Genomic DNA, 13880 nt, shown 5'->3' with positions numbered 1-13880 from the left:
CGCGCGACAGGCCGCCGGGCTGCGTTTGCAGCCCGAGGCGGCTGGCAAGAAAAAACGGGCGCGAAATTCGCGCCCGTTTCAGTCTTGCCTGTTGTGATTGCCGGATTTATGCGTCCAGCTTGACCCCTGCCGCCTTCACGACTTGTGCCCAGCGCTTTTCCTCGGTCTGGAACCACTTGGAGGTTTCCGCCGGGGACATCGTCACGACCTCGGCACCCTGGCCGGCCAGATTGGCGCGGATTTCCGGCGTGCGGATGATCTTGACCAGCTCGGTGTTGATGCGCTGGACCAGCGCATCGGGCATGCCGGCCGGCGCCATCACGCCTTGCCAGGTACCCGATTCGAAGTTCGGCACGCCGCTTTCGGCGATGGTCGGCGTCTGGCCAACCAGCGCCATGCGGGTGCGCTTGGAGACGGCCAGCAGCTTGAGCTTGCCCGATTGCACGTGGGGGTAAGTCGCCAGCATGCCGTTCATCAGCACCTGGGCGGTACCGCCAACGGTGTCGGCAATTGCCTGTGCACCACCCTTGTAAGGCACGTACTGCCAGCCGGCCTTGGTGGCCTGCTGGACGGCCACGCCCGCCAGGTGCGGCGCGCTGCCGATGGCGGTCACGGCAAAGTTCAGCGACTGCTTGTGCGACAGGTCGACCAGTTCCTTGAGGTTGTTGGCCGGGACCGACGGATGCACGACCAGCAGGTGCGGCGAATACGCCAGCATCGCCACGCCCTTGAGATCCTTCTCGGGGTTGAAGGTGAGCTTGGTGTAGACCGACGGGGTGATCGCCAGCGCGCCCACGTCGCACAGCAGCAGCGTGTGGTTTTCCGTGCCGGCCTGCGCCACCATGGCGGCGCCGATGTTGCCATTGGCACCCGGGCGGTTATCCACCACGATGGGCTGACCCAGCGCTTCGCCAAGCTGCTTGCTGATCAGGCGGGCGATGATGTCCGACGAGCCACCGGCGGGATAGGGCACCACCAGGCGGATCGGCCGGGTCGGCCACTTGTCCTGCGCCCAGGCCGAAGCCGGCGCCAGGATGCCGGACGTGCCCACGGCACCAAGGGCCGCAAGGCCCGGAAGCTGGCCAAGGAATTGGCGGCGAGAAGAGGTCATGCTGTGTCTCCAGTCAACACTTATCGTCAGTCGTCGTACAACGATTTGGATGGGAGTGTAGGCCCGCTTTTCGATTGGGTCTATCGGGAAAACACGTAGTCCTGTACCGGCAAATGTAGCAACAATGCGGCCAGGAGGGATTCGTCGCGTTCCACCTCGAGGTGGCGGAAAAGCCGGATGCAGGGCGGGTTTGTGCTCAGTTGTCTGATGACATGGGCGCGCGATGATGCTTTCTCACCTCTCCCATGCGATGGGAGAGGGCTGGGGGAAAAGGCAAGCGTCTCAAGATGCGGCATACGGAGATTTAACCGCCACGCCCCTTTTCCCCGCCCCTTTTCCCCGCCCTTTTCCCGCCCTTTTCCCCGCCCCTTTCTCCCGCAAGGTGCGGGAGAGCGGAAAAAAACCCAATGGTGAGGAAGGATGTCCGTTCAGGCGCCCGACTTCTTCGCGTATTCCCAACCCATTTCCGCCATCGGGCGGGCGCGTTTGCCGGCGTTTAGGGCCTGCGCCGACGATGCCGTGCCGTCCACCACGCGCTTCATGATGCCCTGCAGGATGCCGGCGATCCGGAACATGCTGAAGGCAAGGTAGAAATTCCAGTCGCCGGTGATCTGGCGGCCGGTGCGCTGCTCGTACATGCGGCGATAGGTTGCCTCGTCGGGAATGCCCAGGCCCTTGTGATCCAGGCCGGCGATGCCACGGAACTGGCCCGGCGCGATGTGCCAGCTCATGCAGTGGTAGCCGAAGTCGGCCATCGGGTGGCCCAGCGTGGACAGCTCCCAGTCCAGCACGGCCAGCACGCGTGGCTCGGTCGGGTGGAACATCAGGTTGTCGAGCCGGTAGTCGCCGTGGACGATGCAGGTCAGGTCGACGTCTTCCTGCGGAATATGATCGGGCAGCCAGGCCATCAGCTGGTCCATGGCCGGGATCGATTCCGTCTCGGACAGCTTGTACTGCTTGCTCCAACGCTCGATCTGGCGCTGGAAGTAGTTGCCGGGCTTGCCATAGTCGGCCAGGCCGATGGCCTTGTAGTCCACCGTATGCAGCGCGGCGATGACCCGGTTCATCTCGTCGTAGATCGCGCCGCGTTCGGCCGCGCTCATGTCGGGCAGCGACTGGTCCCACAGCACGCGGCCGCTGACGAACTCCATGATGTAGAACGCGCGGCCGATCACGTCTTCGTCCTCGCACAGCGCGTACATATGGGCCACGGGCACATCCGTGCCGGCCAGCGCCTTCATCACGCGGTATTCGCGCTCGATGGCGTGGGCGGACGGCAGCAGCTTCGACTTCGGCCCCGGCTTGGCGCGCATCACGTAGGTCTGGCCCGGCGTGATCAGCTTGAACGTGGGGTTGGACTGGCCGCCCTTGAACTGCTCGACGGTCAGCGGGCCGGCAAAGCCCTCGACATGCTCGCGCATCCAGGCCTCCAGCGCGCCCACGTCGAAGCGCTGCTGGTCTGCCACGGGGCGCGTACCTTCAAAGTGCGATACGTTGCTGCTCATGTCTGTCTCTCTCCGCAGTGTCTTTATTTTGTGATCATTATCGAAGGCGTGTTACAGGTGTTTGGATTACCTGTAATTCGGCTTGCGCTTCTCAAGGAACGCCGTAATGCCTTCGCCCCCATCCTTGTGATGGAGCGCGGCCACGAAACTGTCGCGCTCGGCGGCAAGGTGCTCGGTCAGCGTGGCGGTGCCCGCGTGGTTGATCAGCGACTTCATGCCGCGCACGGCGTTGGGCGACTCCTTGGCCAGGTTTTCGGCGATGCGCAGCGCTTCGGTCAGCGCGTGACCCGGCTGCACCACGCGGTTGACGATGCCGAAGTGTGCAAGACGCGCCGGGTCCACCGGCTTGCCTTCCATCAGGATTTCGCTGGCCAGCTGGCGCGGCAGCATGCGCGCAATCTCATACGAGCCGCCGCCATCGGGGGTCAGGCCGACCTTGACGTAGGCCATGACGAACTTGGCGTCGCTGGCGGCCACCACGTAGTCGCAGGCCAGTACCAGCGAGAAGCCCGCGCCGGCGGCGGGGCCTTCCACCGCAGCGATGATCGGCTTGGGGAATGCGTGGAACGATTCGATCCAGTGATGCAGCGTCTCGATGCTCTCGGCCTGCACCGACGGCGGTTGCGCGCGGTTGCCGAGCAGGCGGTTCAGGTTGCCGCCTGCGCAGAACACGCCATTGGCACCGGTCAGCACCACGGCCCGGATCGAGTCGTCGCGGGCGGCCACTTCGAGGGCTTCCTGCGAGGCGGCGTAGATATCCGGATGCAGCGCGTTACGCGCCTCCGGGTTGGAGATGGTCAGCACGAGCGTCGCGTCGACGCGTTCGGACAGCAACTGGGCAGTCATGGCAGCCTCGTTATCCTGGGGCAAGTTCTTGCGGCAAATACAAAAAGGGCGCCCCGTGTCTCGGCGGGGCGCCCACTCGATCAGGCTTCTTCGGTCAGCAGCGACAGGCCCAGGCCGGCGCGGCGCCAGAGCCACGGGCTCGGACGGTAGCGCATGTCGCCGGTCAGGCGATTCATGTTGCGCAGCACTTCCAGGATCACTGCGGCGCCGATCGTGTCGCCCAGTGCCAGCGGACCCTTCGGATAGCCCAGACCCAGGTTCACGGCCAGGTCGATATCGGTCGGCGTGGCGATGCGCTGCTGTGCGATGTCGCTGGCGATGTTCACGATGCAGCCGATGATGCGCTGGGCAATGAAACCGGCCGAATCGCGGATCACGGTCACCGGCACGCCATCGCTGGCAAACAGGCCGTGCGCGGCATCGCGGGCGGCGGCGCTGGTGGCCGGCGTGGTCATCAGCGTGCGGCGCTTGGTGGCTTCAAACGGCAGCAGCGTGTCGATGGCAACCACGCGCGTGGCGTCCAGGCCTTCTTCCAGCGCGGCGGTGGTGGCGTCCAGGCCCAGCGGCGTGACCACGATCAGGGCGTCGGACGACGGCTGGTTGCCGGCTTCAACGGTCACGCCCAGCGCGGTCAGCAGCTTCACGGTCATGGCGTTGCCACGCGCGTTGGCGCGGCTCACCCACACGCTGGCCGGGCGCGCATCGGGCACCGGCTTTGCCGCGGGCACCTGCTTCTGGCCTTCCGGGTATGCATAGAAGCCGGCGCCGGTCTTGCGGCCCAGCAGGCCACCCACCGAACGCAGCGCCGTGATCGGCGACGGGCGGTAGCGCGGCTCCTGGTAGAACTGGTTGTAGATCGATTCCATCACCGGGTGCGACACGTCGAGCCCGGTCAGGTCCATCAGCTCGAACGGGCCCATGCGGAAGCCGGCCTGCTCGCGCATGATGTTGTCGATGTCGACGAACTCGGCCACGCCTTCCTGCGCGGCCTTCAGGCCCTCGATGTTCATGCCGCGGCCGGCATGGTTCACGATGAAGCCCGGCATGTCCTTGCAGCGCACCGGCGTATGGCCCATGCGGCGCGACAGCTCCATCAGGCGGTCGCCCACGGCCGGGTCGCCGGACAGGCCATCGATCACTTCCACGACCTTCATCAGCGGCACAGGGTTGAAGAAGTGGTAGCCGACCACCCGGCCCGGCTGCTTCGCGCCCACGGCGATTGCCGTGATCGACAGCGACGAGGTGTTCGATGCGATGACCGCGTCTTCAGGCAGGATGGCTTCGAGCTTGGCCACCAGGTCGCGCTTGACGTCCAGGCGTTCGACGATGGCTTCCACCACCATGTCGCAGCCGGCCAGGTCTTCCAGCGCGCTGGCGGCCTTCACGCGGGCCAGTGCGGCGTCGCTGTCGGCGGCGCTGATCTTGCCCTTGTCGGCCAGCTTGGCAAAGGTATCCTGCAGGTACTGGCGCGCGGCGGCCACGGCCTGGGCGTTGGTGTCGAACAGGTGTACGGTCAGGCCGGCCTGCGCGGCGATCTGGGCGATGCCGCGGCCCATGGCGCCAGTGCCAACGATGCCGAGCGTCTGGATAGTGGAATTGCTCATTGTTGGTCCAAAAAAGTTGTGGCTAAATTAGCACGATCGTACGTTTTCTGCACCCTTCGCGACAGAGGCGCCGCGCATGCGGCGTGCGCTGATCGGCCATGCGTGGCAGGGCAGACGGCGACGGTGCGGCCCCGGGTCGACACCAGCGATTCCATCCCAATACGGAGAGAGACGACATGCTGAAGCTTTGCGGTTTTGCCGCCAGCAACTACTACAACAAGGTCAAGCTGGCGCTGCTGGAAAAGAACCTGCCATTCGAGGAAGTGCTGGCCTGGATCGGCGAGACCGACCTGGCGGCATCGCCGCTGGGCAAGGTTCCCTACATCATCACCGATGCCGGCCCGCTGTGCGAGTCCGAAACCATCGTCGAATACCTGGAGACCACCTATATCCAGGCGCCGCTGCTGCCGCAAGACCCCTTCCAGGCCGGCAAGGTGCGCGAAATCATCACGTTCCTGGAGCTTTACCTGGAACTCACGGCCCGCGAGCTGTACGCCGAAGCGTTCTTCGGCGGCACGGTCAGTGACCGCGTCAAGGAACGCCAGCGCAACCTGCTGGACAAGTACATCCCCGCTTTCGGCCGCCTGGCGAAGTTCTCGCCATATATCGCCGGCGACACCTTCACGCTGGCCGACTGCGCCGCCGTGTGCCATCTGCCGCTGATTTCGTCCTGCACGAAGATCATCTACGGCGAAGACCTGCTCGCGGGCTTGCCGGTCAAGGATTACCTGAAGGCGATGGCCGAGCGGCCGACCGTGCAGAAGGTCAATGCCGAACGCAAGGCCAACACCGAGCTGATGCTCAGCCGGAACAAGTAAGCGGGGCAGGGGCGCCGGAGGTATCGTGCCAGCTGCAGCACGCCAACCATGGCAAGGCAGCATCAGCGCGCCAAAATAAGCAAAAAGCCCCGCGGCGGGAAGCCAGCGGGGCTTTTCTTCATGGCGGGAATGCGCGGCGCTTATAGCCGGGCCAGCCGCTCCAGCGCCAGCTTCAGCGTCTCTTCCTTCTTGGCGAAGCAGAAGCGCACCACACCCGACTCCCGGGGCTCGGAATAGAACGCCGAGACGGGAATCGCCGCAACGCCAATTTCGCGCGTCAGCCACATCGAGAAATCGGCCTCGCTCATATCGGAAATGGCCGAATAGTCGACGCACTGGAAATACGTGCCGTCCGATGGCAGCAGCTTGAAGCGCGAATTGGCCAGCCCGGCGCGGAAGTAGTCGCGCTTGGCCTGGTAGAAGGCCGCCAGGTCCAGGTATGGGGCGGGATCGGCCATATAGTCGGCCAGGCCATGCTGCACCGGCGTGTTCACGGTGAACACGTTGAACTGATGGACCTTGCGGAATTCGTTCATCAGCGCGGCCGGCGCAGCCACATAGCCCACCTTCCAGCCCGTGACGTGATAGGTCTTGCCAAAGCTCGACACCACGAAGCTGCGGCGCGCCAGTTCCGGGTGGCGCGACACCGATGCGTGCTGCTGGCCGTCATAGACCATGTGTTCGTAGACTTCGTCGGACAGCACCAGGATGTCGGTGCCGGCCAGCAGGTCGGCCAGTTGCTGCATGTCTTCCGCGCGCCAGATCGTGCCGGTGGGGTTGTGCGGCGTGTTGATCATGATCATGCGCGTCCTGGGCGTGATCGCGGCGGCCAGCTTGTCGAACGGGATGCGGAACAGCGGGGCTTCCAGCCGCACCGGCACGGCCTTGGCGCCGGCCAGTTCGATCGACGGCAGATAGCTGTCGTAGCAGGGCTCCAGCACGATGACTTCGTCGCCCGGGTGTACCGCGCACAGGATCGACGTCAGCAGGCCCTGCGTGGCGCCTGCGGTGATCGTGATCTCGGTGTTCCAGTCGTACTGGTGGCCGTACAGCGTGGCGATCTTGCCGGCGATGGCCTGGCGCAGCTTGGGCACGCCAGCCATCGGCGGGTACTGGTTGTGGCCCGCGCGCATGGCGCCGGTCACGGCGTCGACGATGCGCGGGTCGCAGTCGAAGTCCGGAAAGCCCTGGCCCAGGTTCACGGCGTTCTTTTCGGCGGCCAGCGCCGACATCACGGTGAAGATCGTGGTGCCCACGTTGGGCAGGCGCGACAGCGGCGGATTCAGCGGATTCAGCGGGGCAGGGGTCGATTCGGACATGACTGGGCGGAAACGGTAAATAACCGGGCAGGAAACCAGAGCGACATTCTAGCGGGGATCGCCGGCCGGGTCCGTACCGGCGGCATCGGCGGCCACACGAGCGGCCAGCCAGCCCGGGAAGGCCAGCGGCGTCAGCACGTCCACCCCGCTGGTGCGGCGCAGGCGGCTCCTGAGCTTGAGCACGGCCTTGTCCTTCGACACCAGCAGTTCGGCTTGCGCGAAGTGAGCCAGTTCGATGAACTTCTGGTCGTCGGTGTCGCGGCATTTCGGCAGGCGGATGGCGCCCGCGTCGGCCGGTTCGGGGGGCGGGGCCAATGTGGTCAGGCGATCCACCTCGGCCAGCGCGGCGTCGATATCGACGGCGAACCGGGCAAATTGCGGATAGGCCAGCACCCGGCGCAGTTCCTCGCGGCAGTCGGCCCGGATGACCGGGGCGATGGCGCCGGACGCCAGCGCGGCGCGGATTGGCTCGACATGTGGGTCGCGGAACACGAGCAGGTCGACCCAGACGTTGGAATCGAGCACGACACGGGGGGCGGAGGGGCCGGGCAGGGCGCCGGCGGTGACTTCGGTGGGCATTCGCTACAATCTCAGCTTTGTTTCTGCCCGCGATTTTGCCATGCTCATCGTCCTGTCTCCCGCCAAGTCCCTGGACTACGAGACACCGCCGCGCGTCAAGACCCATACGATGCCGCGTTTTATCGACCGTTCCGCCGCGCTGATCGAGCGCCTGCGCAAGCTGGCGCCGCAGGACGTGGCGTCGCTCATGGACATCTCCGACAAGCTGGCCGTGCTGAACGTGACCCGCTATGCGGACTGGACCACCGAGTTCTCGGCCGCCAACAGCAAGCAGGCCGTGCTGGCCTTCAATGGCGATGTCTACGACGGCCTGGACGCCCGGACGCTGTCCACCGATGACCTGGCGTTCGCCCAGAAGCACATTCGCATCCTGTCCGGCCTCTATGGCGTGCTGCGCCCGATGGACTGGATGCAGCCATACCGCCTGGAAATGGGCACCCGCCTGGACAACGCCGCCGGCCGCGACCTGTACGCGTTCTGGGGCGACGACGTCACGACGCTGATCAACAAGGATATGGCCGACCTCAAGCACGAGGGCGCGCCCACGCTGGTGAACCTGGCGTCAGAGGAGTATTTCAAGGTGGTGCGCCCCAAGGTGCTCGACGCCCGCGTGATCACGCCCGTGTTCGAGGACTGGAAGGGCGGCCGCTACAAGATTATTTCGTTCCATGCCAAGCGCGCGCGCGGTACGATGGCCCGCTTTGCGGTCACGCACCGGGTGACAGACCCGGCGCAGCTCAAGCGCTTCAAGGAAGACGGCTACGCGTTCGACAAGGCCGCCTCCGACGATTCGCGCTGGGTGTTCCGCCGCCGCCTGGAAGACTGAGAACAAGGACAGATTCGATGACCTCGGCACTCCATATTTCCTCGCTGTTCGATTCGGGCGCGATCGAAGTCGAAGCGCTCGACCGCGCCGACGATATCCGCCTGCGCATCCGCGCCGATTCGCACGCCGATTTTCGCCAGTGGTTCCACTTCCGCCTGCAGGGCGCGGCCGGACAGGCGTGCCGGCTCAAGTTCCTGAACGCCGGCGAGTGTACTTATCCCGATGGCTGGCGCGACTACCACGCGGTGGCGTCGTACGACCGCGCGCACTGGTTCCGCGTGCCGACGCAGTACGACGGCACCACGATGACCGTCGACTTCACGCCCGAACACGACAGCGTGTGGCTGGCGTACTTCGAGCCGTATTCCGACGAGCGGCACCTGTCGCTGCTGGCGACGTGCCAGCGCTCGCCGCTGGCGAAGCTGTCGCACCTGGGCAGCACCGTCGATGGACGCGACCTGACCTGCGTGACGCTGGGCCAGCCCGGCCCGGGCAAGAAAACAATCTGGATGATCGCGCGCCAGCATCCGGGCGAAAGCATGGCCGAGTGGTTCTGCGAGGGCGTGCTGCAGCGCCTGACCGGCACTGGCGCGTGGAATGGCGACCCGGTCGCGCGCAGGCTGCTGGACCGCGCCGTGTTCCATATCGTGCCGAACATGAACCCCGACGGCTCCTCGCGCGGCAACCTGCGCACCAACGCGGCGGGTGCGAACCTGAACCGCGAGTGGATGCAGCCGAGCGAGGAAACGAGCCCCGAGGTCTACCACGTGCGCCGCGCCATCGAGCGCACCGGCGTGGACCTGTTCTTCGATATCCATGGCGACGAGGCGCTGCCGTACAACTTCGTGGCCGGCAGCGAGATGCTGCCCGGCTTTACCGAAGCCCAGCGCGAGCAGCAGTCACGCTTTATCGAGGCTTTCAAGCGTGCCACGCCCGATTTCCAGGACGTGCACGGTTACGCCGCCAGCAAGTACAACGCCGACGCGCTGAAGCTGGCCTCGAAGTACATCGGCCACACCTTTGGCTGCCTGGCGCTGACGCTGGAAATGCCGTTCAAGGACAACGCCGACCTGCCCGACCCGGCCGTGGGCTGGAACGGCGCGAAGAGCGCGCTGCTGGGCACGGCGATGCTGCAGGCGATTCTGGAATATCTGGGCTGAGAATGGTCTGACGCGAGTGACGCCTGCGTTTTTCGCCCCCCTCCCGCACGCGGGAGGGGGGGCGGATATCAGCAGATCAGCAGCTTGGGCTCAGTTCTTCTTTTTCGTCTTGGAGGACGAAGAAGACGTGCTCTTGGTGCTCGACGTCGATTTGGACGAGGACGTCGACTTCGACGACGAAGCCTTGGCGCTGCTCTTGCCCTTCTTCTTGCTGTGCGACGCCGTGGACACGGCCGGTGCCGCTGCCGGCTCTGTGATCGTGTCGCCGTTGCTGTCGAGCAGCTCGTAGGCGAGCATCATGCCGTCGTTGTAGCCGCAGCGCACCTTGACCGGTTGCCACTGGGCCTCGCCCTTGCGCTTGTGGGCCGTGGCACTGAACGTCACCACCGAGCTGACGGGCACGGCCTGCTTGCCTGGCGAGAAGCGGCCTTCCCAGCGTTCCTCGGTGGCCTGGCTGGACGACAGCGCGCCGGTGGGGATCTTCAGTGCGTCATAGGACGCCGAACGCGGCACCACCCAGCTGGCATGTGCCGCGCAGTCGGCCACATCGGCCGCGGCATTCTCCGATTTCATCAACTGCTCGCGCATCTGCGCACGATACTCGGCCAGGCTCACGCGGCCCTTGTCGGGCAGTGTGACCGTGGTGGTCGGCGGATTCTTGTTGACGACGGGAGGCGGCTTGACGCCGGGGGGGCTGGTCGAGGCGGTCGGTGCGGTGGCGGGCATGCCGGCCGGGCTGGCCGGTGTGGCGGCGGCCTGGGCGGTGTCGTCGGTCGGCGCGGTGGCGCAGCCGGCCAGCGCAATCGCGCCTGCCACTGCGGCAGTCAGCATGCGCAGCTGGCTGCCAAACAGTCTGGAAATTCGTTTGATCACGGGATCGTCTTTGCCTGAGTCAGCAAGGAGGGTTGGTGAAGGATTGCCATGATAGAGGAAAGCCTGCCGGCGGAGTTCCTAAATCTTGTTACCCTTCGTTCTAACTGCTTACAACTTGCGGGGATCAGGCGCTATTACCTGCGTGCGATAGCGGATGTCACAGGACTCATGCAACTCAGGCGAACCCCGAGACACGCAAGTAGCGTGTCCCGAGGTGCCGGGCGCCATTGCAGCGCCCGTTCCAGACGACTTCAGAACGTGCTGGCGAAGCGCAGCAGATCGTCCATCAGCGCGTTGAGATCGCGCTTGAGCTTGTCGAAGCCGGCCGAGTGGGTCAGGCCCACTTCGTCCATGTAGAGCTTGCGGTTGACTTCGAGCTGCAGGCTGTGGCGGTTGGCTTGCGGCTGGCCCACCACGCGCACGATCTCCACGCCCTTGTAAGGGTGGTTGCGCCACACGTCGTAGCCCATTTCCTTGAGCACGGCTTCCACGCGATCGGTGAAGCGCGTGTCGCACGTGGTGCCGTCGCGGTCGCCCACCACGAAATCCGGATGCTGCAGGCCCGGATGTTCGGTGGCGAACTTCGCTGCCTCGCTGGGCATCGAGTGGCAGTTGATGTGGAACACGCGGCCATGGCGCGCCACGGCTGCGTCCGACAACTTCTGCAGCTGCGCGTAGTACGGCAGGTAGTAGTTGTCGATCCGTGCCTGCAGTTCTGCCACGCTCAGCTTGCGATCGTAGATCGGCTCGCCGGTGTCCAGTACGCGCCAGACCAGGCCCTTGCCCAGGCGCGTCTTGGACGTTTCCTTCTTCAGGCCCGGCCACGGCGCGTCGAGCAACGCCTCGTCGATTTCCTCCAGGCCGCGGTTGGCGTCGAGGTAGCTGCGCGGGCAGCCGGCGGCCAGCAGCGGGATGCCCCGTGCCGGGGCATCGGCATAAAGCTGCTCCACGAACGTGTCTTCCGCCTGCCGCAGCAGCGGCAGGGGCAGGTTGCCGGCGTAGCGGAAGTCCGCCGGGTAGGTGGTGCAGCTATGCGGTGAGTCAAGAAAGAGCGGGCCGCTCTCGCCTTCCGGCATCTGCAGGAAGTACGGGCTTTCCGCGGTCTTTCGTTCAGCGTCGGTCATACGAACTGCCGGTGAGGATTAGTCCAGGGAGATCTTGGCGGCGGCTGCCACCTTCTTGTTCTTCGCCACTTCGGTGGCGATCTGCTGCGCGAAGTGCTGCGGCGTGTCGCCCACCGGGGTCGCGCCCAGCTTCTCGAGCTTGGCCTTCACCTCGGGCATGGCCAGCACCTTGATGGCGGCGGCGTTCAGCTTGGCCTGGATGTCGGCCGGCAGCTTGGCCGGGGCGATCAGGCCGAACCAGGCGGCGTCGTTCACTTCGGGCAGGCCGAGTTCGGCGAAGGTCGGCACGTTCGGCAGGGCGGCCACGCGCTTGGGCGCAGCCACGGCCAGTGCGCGCAGCTTGCCGCCTTCGATGAACGGCAGCGACGACGGCAGGTTGTCGAACAGGATCTGCACCTGGCCGGCCAGCGCGTCGTTCAGCGCCGGGCCCACGCCCTTGTAAGGCACGTGCAGCAGTTCGGTCTTGCTGCTCATCTTGAACAGTTCACCCATCATGTGCGACACGCTGCCGTTGCCGGCCGAGCCGTAGGCCAGCTTGTTCGGCTCGGACTTGGCCAGCGCGATGAACGACTTCATGTCGGTGGCCTTCACGCCGGGGTGGATGCTCATCACGTTCGGCACCGAAGCCAGGTTCGTGATGGGGGTGAAGTCCTTGGTGGCGTCGTACGACAGGCGCGGGTATACGGCCGGGTTGATGCCGTGCGTGGAGGCCGTGGCAATGCCCAGCGTGTAGCCGTCCGGCGTGGCCTTGGCCAGGTAGCCGGTGCCGATGCTGCCGCCAGCGCCGCCGCGGTTATCCACCACCACGGCCTGGCCCAGTTGCTGGCCCAGCTTGTCGGCGACGATGCGCGCCACGATATCGGTGGTGCCGCCGGCCGGGAACGGCACGACGAGCGTGATCGGCTTGGTCGGGTAGGTGCCCTGGGCAAAGGCGGGCAGGGTCAGGCCGGCAGCAGCAAAGGCAGTGGCGGCGGCCAGGATCTTGAGCAGGGGACGGCGTTGCATCGAAAGGATTCCAGTCGAAAGGTAATTGAAAGGAGAGATGGAGGCCGGTCTCTGCGGACCTGATGGGTAGCCTGCAAGGGGTAATGCAAAAATTGTGCGTCCTGATTCTGCGCGCCAATGCAAGTTCGTAGCAAACGATTTAAAATCCCTAGCTCATTCCATTTGGTAGTGAAGTAGGGGGTGCGGTATGCGGCGCTTGTGTCCGTCGATGACCGAATTGATGGCCTTCGAGGCGGCAGCGCGGCATAGCAGTTTCACGGTGGCGGCGCGCGAACTGCATGTGACGCAGGGCGCGGTCAGCAAGCAGGTACGGAGCCTGGAGGCATTCCTGGGCGTGGAACTGTTCGAGCGCGTGCGCCAGCGGCTGTTGCTGACCGAGGCCGGCGCGCGCTACCTGGAGCGCATCGGGCCCAGTCTTGGCGAGATCGAGGCGGCCAGCGTCGAGCTGATCGCGCGGCAGGGACGCGGCGGCATCCTGCATATCGCCAGCATGCCCACGCTTGGTGCGAAATGGCTGATTCCGCGGTTGCCGCAGTTCTTTGCCAGGCATCCGGAGGTCACGCTCGAATTCGTGCCCCATGCGCAGGGCTACGATTTTTCCCAGCCCGATCTCGATGCGGCCATCCGTTTTGGCGACGGTGTCTGGCCGGGCAGCCTGGCCGACTACATGACCGGCCGCGAGGTGCTGCCGGTTTGCCGGCCCGGGCTGCTCGTGCACGAGCCCGATGGCGTGGCGAAGACGCCGGCGGCGCTGCTGAAATATCCGCTGCTGCACCATACGACCGTGCCCGAGGCATGGCCCGACTGGCTGTCGGAGCTTGGGGTGTCGACGCGCAAGGCGTGGAGCGGGGCGCGCTTCGACCAGTTCACGCTGCTGACGCAGGCGGCCATGTCGGGGCTGGGTATTGCGCTGATCCCGCGCTGCCTGATCGAAGCGGAACTGGCCACGGGCACGCTGATCGTGGCGCATCCGGCGCGCGTGCTGGCCCGGAAGGGGTACTACCTGTGCTATCCCGAGCAGAAGGCCCATCTGCCGGCGCTGCTGACATTCCGGCAGTGGCTGATGGAAGGTGTCGACGTGGTGGCGTGACCGGCAGTCCCGCCACCGCG

Annotated in this window: 13 protein-coding genes; 4 read left to right on the top strand and 9 right to left on the bottom strand. The window is 65.5% G+C overall.

Annotation, left to right across the window (positions count from 1 at the left end; translation table 11 throughout):
- Positions 1-106 precede the first annotated feature (106 nt).
- The 4 genes from A9J21_RS20145 to A9J21_RS20130 form a co-directional block, all read right to left on the bottom strand.
- Positions 107-1111: a tripartite tricarboxylate transporter substrate binding protein gene (locus tag A9J21_RS20145; protein ID WP_066738877.1), complete on the bottom strand. Its 1005-nt coding sequence runs from the start codon at positions 1109-1111 to the stop codon at positions 107-109.
- A gap of 428 nt (positions 1112-1539) precedes the next feature.
- Entirely contained in the window at positions 1540-2616 is a 1077-nt protein-coding gene (locus tag A9J21_RS20140; RefSeq protein ID WP_066738876.1) for a phosphotransferase, read from the bottom strand.
- A gap of 66 nt (positions 2617-2682) precedes the next feature.
- Positions 2683-3462, bottom strand: coding sequence for an oxepin-CoA hydrolase, alternative type (locus A9J21_RS20135; protein WP_066738875.1), 780 nt, complete (start codon positions 3460-3462; stop codon positions 2683-2685).
- 80 nt (positions 3463-3542) lie between these two features.
- Positions 3543-5066 carry a 3-hydroxyacyl-CoA dehydrogenase gene (locus A9J21_RS20130; protein ID WP_066738874.1) on the bottom strand — a complete coding sequence of 508 codons (1524 nt, stop codon included), beginning with the start codon at positions 5064-5066 and terminating at the stop codon, positions 3543-3545.
- 176 nt (positions 5067-5242) lie between these two features.
- Between A9J21_RS20130 and A9J21_RS20125 the strand changes: the two genes are divergently transcribed.
- Entirely contained in the window at positions 5243-5884 is a 642-nt protein-coding gene (locus A9J21_RS20125) for a glutathione S-transferase (protein WP_066738873.1), read from the top strand.
- Positions 5885-6024: 140 nt separating this feature from the next.
- Here the strand turns inward: A9J21_RS20125 and A9J21_RS20120 are convergent, their stop codons facing one another.
- Positions 6025-7203, bottom strand: a complete 1179-nt coding sequence (locus A9J21_RS20120; RefSeq protein WP_066738872.1) for a pyridoxal phosphate-dependent aminotransferase — start codon at positions 7201-7203, stop codon at positions 6025-6027.
- A 48-nt stretch (positions 7204-7251) separates the two neighbouring features.
- Positions 7252-7782: a putative toxin-antitoxin system toxin component, PIN family gene (locus A9J21_RS20115; RefSeq protein WP_066738871.1), complete on the bottom strand. Its 531-nt coding sequence runs from the start codon at positions 7780-7782 to the stop codon at positions 7252-7254.
- 40 nt (positions 7783-7822) lie between these two features.
- On the opposite strand from A9J21_RS20115, the gene yaaA reads away from it, so the two are divergent.
- Both yaaA and A9J21_RS20105 read left to right on the top strand, forming a co-directional pair.
- A complete protein-coding gene (gene yaaA, locus A9J21_RS20110) occupies positions 7823-8608 on the top strand; it encodes a peroxide stress protein YaaA (protein WP_066738957.1) in 786 nt (261 codons plus the stop codon).
- A 17-nt stretch (positions 8609-8625) separates the two neighbouring features.
- Complete coding sequence (locus tag A9J21_RS20105; RefSeq protein WP_066738870.1) at positions 8626-9768, top strand: M14-type cytosolic carboxypeptidase; 1143 nt, start codon at positions 8626-8628, stop codon at positions 9766-9768.
- Positions 9769-9858: 90 nt separating this feature from the next.
- Here A9J21_RS20105 and A9J21_RS20100 read toward each other — a convergent pair whose 3' ends face one another.
- From A9J21_RS20100 to A9J21_RS20090, 3 genes are all read right to left on the bottom strand, one after another.
- The gene (locus A9J21_RS20100) at positions 9859-10641 is read right to left on the bottom strand and encodes a BspC domain-containing protein (protein ID WP_404851396.1); all 783 of its coding nucleotides are present in this window, start codon (positions 10639-10641) and stop codon (positions 9859-9861) included.
- Between the two features lie 251 nt (positions 10642-10892).
- A complete protein-coding gene (locus A9J21_RS20095) occupies positions 10893-11765 on the bottom strand; it encodes an N-formylglutamate amidohydrolase (protein WP_066738868.1) in 873 nt (290 codons plus the stop codon).
- Between the two features lie 18 nt (positions 11766-11783).
- Positions 11784-12770, bottom strand: coding sequence for a tripartite tricarboxylate transporter substrate binding protein (locus A9J21_RS20090; protein ID WP_066738867.1), 987 nt, complete (start codon positions 12768-12770; stop codon positions 11784-11786).
- 187 nt (positions 12771-12957) lie between these two features.
- On the opposite strand from A9J21_RS20090, the gene A9J21_RS20085 reads away from it, so the two are divergent.
- A complete protein-coding gene (locus A9J21_RS20085) occupies positions 12958-13860 on the top strand; it encodes a LysR family transcriptional regulator (protein ID WP_066738866.1) in 903 nt (300 codons plus the stop codon).
- The last annotated feature ends 20 nt before the right edge of the window (positions 13861-13880 follow it).

The organism is Cupriavidus sp. D384 (assembly GCF_001652915.1).
Classification (GTDB): domain Bacteria; phylum Pseudomonadota; class Gammaproteobacteria; order Burkholderiales; family Burkholderiaceae; genus Cupriavidus.
This window is presented reverse-complemented; position numbering and strand designations above follow the sequence as displayed.

Bases quoted from the DNA above. Each gene is read 5' to 3' on its own strand.
- A9J21_RS20145 (WP_066738877.1), bottom strand. From the start codon at position 1,111: ATGACCTCTTCTCGCCGCCAATTCCTTGGCCAGCTTCCGGGCCTTGCG.
- A9J21_RS20140 (WP_066738876.1), bottom strand. From the start codon at position 2,616: ATGAGCAGCAACGTATCGCACTTTGAAGGTACGCGCCCCGTGGCAGAC.
- A9J21_RS20135 (WP_066738875.1), bottom strand. From the start codon at position 3,462: ATGACTGCCCAGTTGCTGTCCGAACGCGTCGACGCGACGCTCGTGCTG.
- A9J21_RS20130 (WP_066738874.1), bottom strand. From the start codon at position 5,066: ATGAGCAATTCCACTATCCAGACGCTCGGCATCGTTGGCACTGGCGCC.
- A9J21_RS20125 (WP_066738873.1), top strand. From the start codon at position 5,243: ATGCTGAAGCTTTGCGGTTTTGCCGCCAGCAACTACTACAACAAGGTC.
- A9J21_RS20120 (WP_066738872.1), bottom strand. From the start codon at position 7,203: ATGTCCGAATCGACCCCTGCCCCGCTGAATCCGCTGAATCCGCCGCTG.
- A9J21_RS20115 (WP_066738871.1), bottom strand. From the start codon at position 7,782: ATGCCCACCGAAGTCACCGCCGGCGCCCTGCCCGGCCCCTCCGCCCCC.
- yaaA (WP_066738957.1), top strand. From the start codon at position 7,823: ATGCTCATCGTCCTGTCTCCCGCCAAGTCCCTGGACTACGAGACACCG.
- A9J21_RS20105 (WP_066738870.1), top strand. From the start codon at position 8,626: ATGACCTCGGCACTCCATATTTCCTCGCTGTTCGATTCGGGCGCGATC.
- A9J21_RS20095 (WP_066738868.1), bottom strand. From the start codon at position 11,765: ATGACCGACGCTGAACGAAAGACCGCGGAAAGCCCGTACTTCCTGCAG.
- A9J21_RS20090 (WP_066738867.1), bottom strand. From the start codon at position 12,770: ATGCAACGCCGTCCCCTGCTCAAGATCCTGGCCGCCGCCACTGCCTTT.
- A9J21_RS20085 (WP_066738866.1), top strand. From the start codon at position 12,958: ATGCGGCGCTTGTGTCCGTCGATGACCGAATTGATGGCCTTCGAGGCG.